This window comes from Kitasatospora sp. NPDC091257, assembly GCF_044757675.1.
In the GTDB taxonomy this organism is placed as follows: Bacteria; Actinomycetota; Actinomycetes; order Streptomycetales; family Streptomycetaceae; genus Kitasatospora; species Kitasatospora lactacystinica.
On sequence record NZ_JBIVVI010000736.1, the window covers coordinates 1 to 4,640 of the forward strand.

Genomic DNA, 4,640 nt, shown 5'->3' on the forward strand with positions numbered 1-4,640 from the left:
GGGGGCTCCGGGGCGGCTCCGGGTGCGCCCGGCGCGCTGTGGCACGATGCCCGCGGGCCGGCCACCACGGGCGGCCCCGCACGTGAGGAGAGGACCAGCCATGACCGAGACCGCCACCGATTCCGCCCGGCCCGACGGGGAGCCCGTGTTCCGGCCCGCCACGCCCGCCGACGTCCCGGCGCTGGTCGCCCTGGTCGAGTCCGCCTACCGGGGCGACTCCAGTCGGGCCGGGTGGACCACCGAGGCGGACCTGCTGGACGGCCGGCGCACCAACCCGGAGGCCGTCACGGAGGCCGTGGGCCACCCCGAGGGCCTGGTGCTGCTGGCCGAGCGGGACGGCGAGCTGCTCGCCTGCTGCCAGCTGGAACAGCGCGGCGAGCGGGCGTACTTCGGGATGTTCTCGGTGCGCCCGGGTCTCCAGGGCGGCGGGATCGGCCGGGCCGTGCTGGCCGAGGCGGAGCGGCTGGCCGTCGAGCGGTGGGGCGTCGGCGCGATGGAGATGACGGTGATCGAGCAGCGCGCCGACCTGATCGCCTGGTACGAGCGGCGCGGCTACCGGCGCACCGGGGAGTTCAGCCCGTTCCCGTACGGCGACGAGCGCTTCGGCATCCCGCTCCGGCCGGACCTCCGGTTCGCCCACCTCGTCAAGGACTTGAAGGCGGATTCCTGATGGAATGGACGTCCGTGTACGGAAGTTGACGGTTGTGGCGGTGCTGGAGCCGTGACCGGCCGGGGAGTTGACGACCCCCGGAACGGCTCTGCCTCGGGGTCCGGTTCAGTTCCGCTGGACCGGATCTCCGCAGGTGACGCATGGTCAAGTCACTGAGCTGGGGCGATGCGGAGATGTCATACCTCGTTCATTATTGGTCTAGGCCAATGTGAGAAGCTGAGCGCGAACGGCCACGCTCCGTCCGCTGCCCAGGGGGGCCATTTCCGCATGCCCGTACTCCATGGCACCGCCATGCCCGCATCCGACACCGGTCCGCGCCGGACACCCGCGGACCCGGACGACCACCGCCTGCCCAGCCCGCCCGACGACGAGGAGCTCTACTGGTACTTCGGCCCGCAGCGCCGCTGGGTGCTGCTCTGCGCCACCCTGTCCTACGCGGGAGCCACCGCCACGCTCGGCCTGTTCGCCCTCAGCAAGCCGCTGCTCTGGCCCTTCCTGGTGCTCACCGTGCTCAACGCGGCCACCTGGCTGCTCTCGCTCACCGACGGCCAGCGCGCCCGGCGCTTCACCCGCGACTCCCACGACCTGCTGCTGCGCGCCTGGAACCCCGACCGCGCCCCGAGCGTCGACCTGCTGCTGCCGACCGCCGGTGAACCACTGGCCGTCCTCGACAACGCCTACCGGCACACCGCGGCCGTCCGGTGGCCCGGCGAGCTGACCGTGCTGGTCCTCGACGACGCCGGCCGCCCCGAGGTGCGCCGACTCGCCGAGTCCTACGGCTTCCAGTACCACGCCCGGCCCGACCGGGGCCGGTTCAAGAAGGCCGGCAACCTCAACCACGGCCTGGCCGAGGGCACCGGCGAGATCGTCGCCGTCCTGGACGCCGACTTCTGCCCCCGCCCCGACTTCCTGCACCACCTGGTGCCCTACCTCGACAACCCCGAGGTCGGCATCGTGCAGAGCCCGCAGTGCTTCGACACGGACGCCGACATGTCCTGGCTCGAACGCGCCGCGGGAGCCACCCAGGAGATCTTCTACCGCTGGATCCAGCCCTCCCGGGACGCGCAGGACGGCACCGTCTGCTGCGGCACCAACGCCCTCTACCGCCGCGCCGCGCTGAAGCGGATCGGCGGCTTCGCCGAGATCGACCACAGCGAGGACCTCTACACCGGCCTCGCCCTCGCCCGCGCCGGATGGGCCACCCGCTACGTCCCCGCGCTGGTCGCCAAGGGCATGTCGCCCACCGGCCTGCCCGCCTTCATCAGCCAGCAGTATCGCTGGTGCCTCGGCTCCCTGGCCCTGGTCCGCGACCCGGACTTCCGCAAGGGGCCGCTCCCGCGGTCCGCCCGGCTCTGCTTCTGGAACGGCATCCTCGGCTACGTCACCAGCGCCGTGAACGTCTTCGCCGTGCCGCTGCCCGCCCTGATCATGCTGTTCTTCCGGCCCGAGGAGATCCAGCCCTGGCAGGTGCTGCCGTTCCTGCCGCCGATCTGGGTCGCCCTGGTGCTGCTGCCCGCGATGTCCCGCACCCGCTGGCGCTTCGAGGTCACCCGGGTCCAACTCCTCGGCGGGCTCTGCCACGTGGTCGCCATCGTGCACGCGCTGCGCCGCCGCTCCGCCGACTGGGTGCCCACCGGCGCCGTGTCCGGCGGCAGCTCGCTCGCCCGTGCCGTCGCCCGGATCGGGGTCGGCTGGCTCGGGTTCGTCGTCCTCGCGGGCGCCGCCGGACTGGTCCGGGCCGCGCTGCTGCACGGCTGGCGGCCGTACTGGGCGCTCGCCGGGCTGCTCGCACTCACCGCGTACACCATGATCCCGCTGATCCGGGAACTGCGGCCGCTGCTCAACGGCACCGGTGGCGGCAAGGGAGCCGCCGTCGGCGAGGTCGCCGCGCCCGCACCGGGCCGCTCCGACCTCGGGTTCGGACGGGCCGAGGCCGTCGCCGTCACCGCCGTACTGCTGCTGTGCGGGCTGCTGGCCTCCGGCTGGGCCGACCCGCTGATTTTCTGACTCACCGTCACATCGCCTCTGTCCCACCGAGTTTCCTTGCGCGTCGCCCCACCGGCGCGGACACCGCCCGGCCGCCCCATCGGCCCGGCGGGCCCGACAAACCGCTGCCAGCCCTGCAAGGAGCACCGCCGTGTCAACGGCCGTACCATCGTCCTCAGCCTCGTCCTCCTCATCCGCCTCGGCCCCGTCGTCCTCCCCGGCCTCGTCGCCGCCCGCCGCGCCCGCCGCGACCGACACACCCACCGACCTGCTGCCCGGCGTCGTCCGGGTGGGCCGGGAACCCGCCGCCCCGCAGGGCGCCGCCGTCGCCGAGAGCGGGCAGACCCGCCGGCGCAGCGCCTTCCGCCCCGACATCGAGGGGCTGCGCGGCGTCGCCGTGCTCTCCGTCCTCGCCTTCCACTCCGCCGTCCCGGGCCTGACCGGCGGCTTCGTCGGCGTCGACGTCTTCTTCGTCGTCTCCGGCTTCCTGATCACCGGCCTGCTCGTCGGACGCCCGCTCGGCCTGTGGGACTTCGCCGCCCGCCGCGCCCGGCGCATCCTGCCCGCCGCCGCCACCGTGCTGGTCGCCACCGCCGTCGCCGGCGGCGCCCTGCTCGACCCGCTGCGCGGCACCGACCTCGCCCGCGACCTGATCGCCTCCGCCGGCCAGTTCGCCAACTGGCGCTTCGTCGGCGAGCAGACCGACTACCTGGCCGCCGAACGCGACCCCAGCCCGCTGCAGCACTTCTGGTCGCTGGGCGTGGAGAACCAGTTCTACCTGCTCTGGGGCGTGCTGCTGCTCGGCCTCGCCCGCTACCTCCACGGGCGCCGCCGCACCCTGGCGATCACCCTCGCCACGGTGGCCGTCGGCGGGGTCTCGCTCGCGCTCTGCCTGCGCTGGACGGCCACCTCCGCGCCGCTCGCCTACTTCTCCACCGGCAGCCGGCTCTGGGAGTTCGCGGCCGGCGCCTGCGCGGCGCTGGCGGGCCCGGCGCTGGCCGCCCGCGCCGAGCGGCGCCCGGTGGTGCGGACGCTGCGGGTGCTCGGTTGGCTCGGCCTCGCCGCCGTGCTCACGCCGGTGTTCCTGTACGACCGCAACACCCCCTTCCCCGGCACCGCCGCGCTGCTGCCCGTCCTCGGCACCGCCGCCGTCCTGCTCGCCGGGCACGGCACCCTCGGCGCCGCCGACGCCGGACGGCTGCTCGCCACCCGCCCGCTGCGCGCCGCCGGACGACTCTCGTACGCCTGGTACCTCTGGCACTGGCCGGTGCTGACCATCGCCCAGGCCCGCTACGGTCCGCTGCCCTGGAGCACCCTGCTCGCGCTCACCGCCGCCGCCGCGCTGCCCGCCTGGCTCACCCTGCGGCTGGTCGAACAGCCGCTGCGCTACGGCAGCAGCCCCGCCCCCCGGCGCGGGCTCGCGGTCGGCGCCAGCGCCCTGGTCATCCCGCTGATCGCCGCGCTCACCCTCGGCGGCGGCACCGTGCGCGCACTCGGCGACCCCGCCGCCGGGCCCGTGGCAGCCCCCGCCGGAGCCGCCGACGGCCCGAGCCTGCTCGCCCCCGGCGCCCGGGTGCTCACCCTGACGCCGTCGCTGGCCCGCGCCCGGGAGGACTTCCCGCCCGGCAAGGGCTGCGAGATCCCGCTCAACGCCGACAGCAGCCCGCGCTGCCTCTTCGGCGCCGAGGACAGCCCCGACCGGATCGTGCTGCTCGGCGACTCCCACGCCGGGCAGTGGATCTCCGCCGGCCTCGCCCTGGCCGAGCAGCGGCACTGGGCCCTGGAGGTCCTGGTCAAGCCCGGCTGCCCGCTGGCCACCCTCACCGTGCGCAACAACGTCCTCGGCCGCACCTTCGACGAGTGCGACCGCTGGCGCGAGAACACCCTCACCCGGCTGACCACGGTGGCGGTGGAGGAGGACTGAGCGCGGCGGCCGGTCGCGAACGGCCTTCGGCGAACAGGCGACGGCTTTCGGAGGACGGAT

General features: G+C 74.7%; 3 protein-coding genes. All 3 read left to right on the forward strand.

Translation table 11 applies throughout. From position 1 onward, the window contains the following. Positions 1-100: 100 nt before the first annotated feature. Complete coding sequence (locus tag ACIQOV_RS28475; RefSeq protein WP_401053307.1) at positions 101-670, forward strand: GNAT family N-acetyltransferase; 570 nt, start codon at positions 101-103, stop codon at positions 668-670. A 267-nt stretch (positions 671-937) separates the two neighbouring features. Further along, complete coding sequence (locus ACIQOV_RS28480; RefSeq protein WP_401053309.1) at positions 938-2,677, forward strand: glycosyltransferase family 2 protein; 1,740 nt, start codon at positions 938-940, stop codon at positions 2,675-2,677. Positions 2,678-2,807: 130 nt separating this feature from the next. Further along, the gene (locus ACIQOV_RS28485) at positions 2,808-4,580 is read left to right on the forward strand and encodes an acyltransferase family protein (RefSeq protein WP_401053311.1); all 1,773 of its coding nucleotides are present in this window, start codon (positions 2,808-2,810) and stop codon (positions 4,578-4,580) included. The last annotated feature ends 60 nt before the right edge of the window (positions 4,581-4,640 follow it).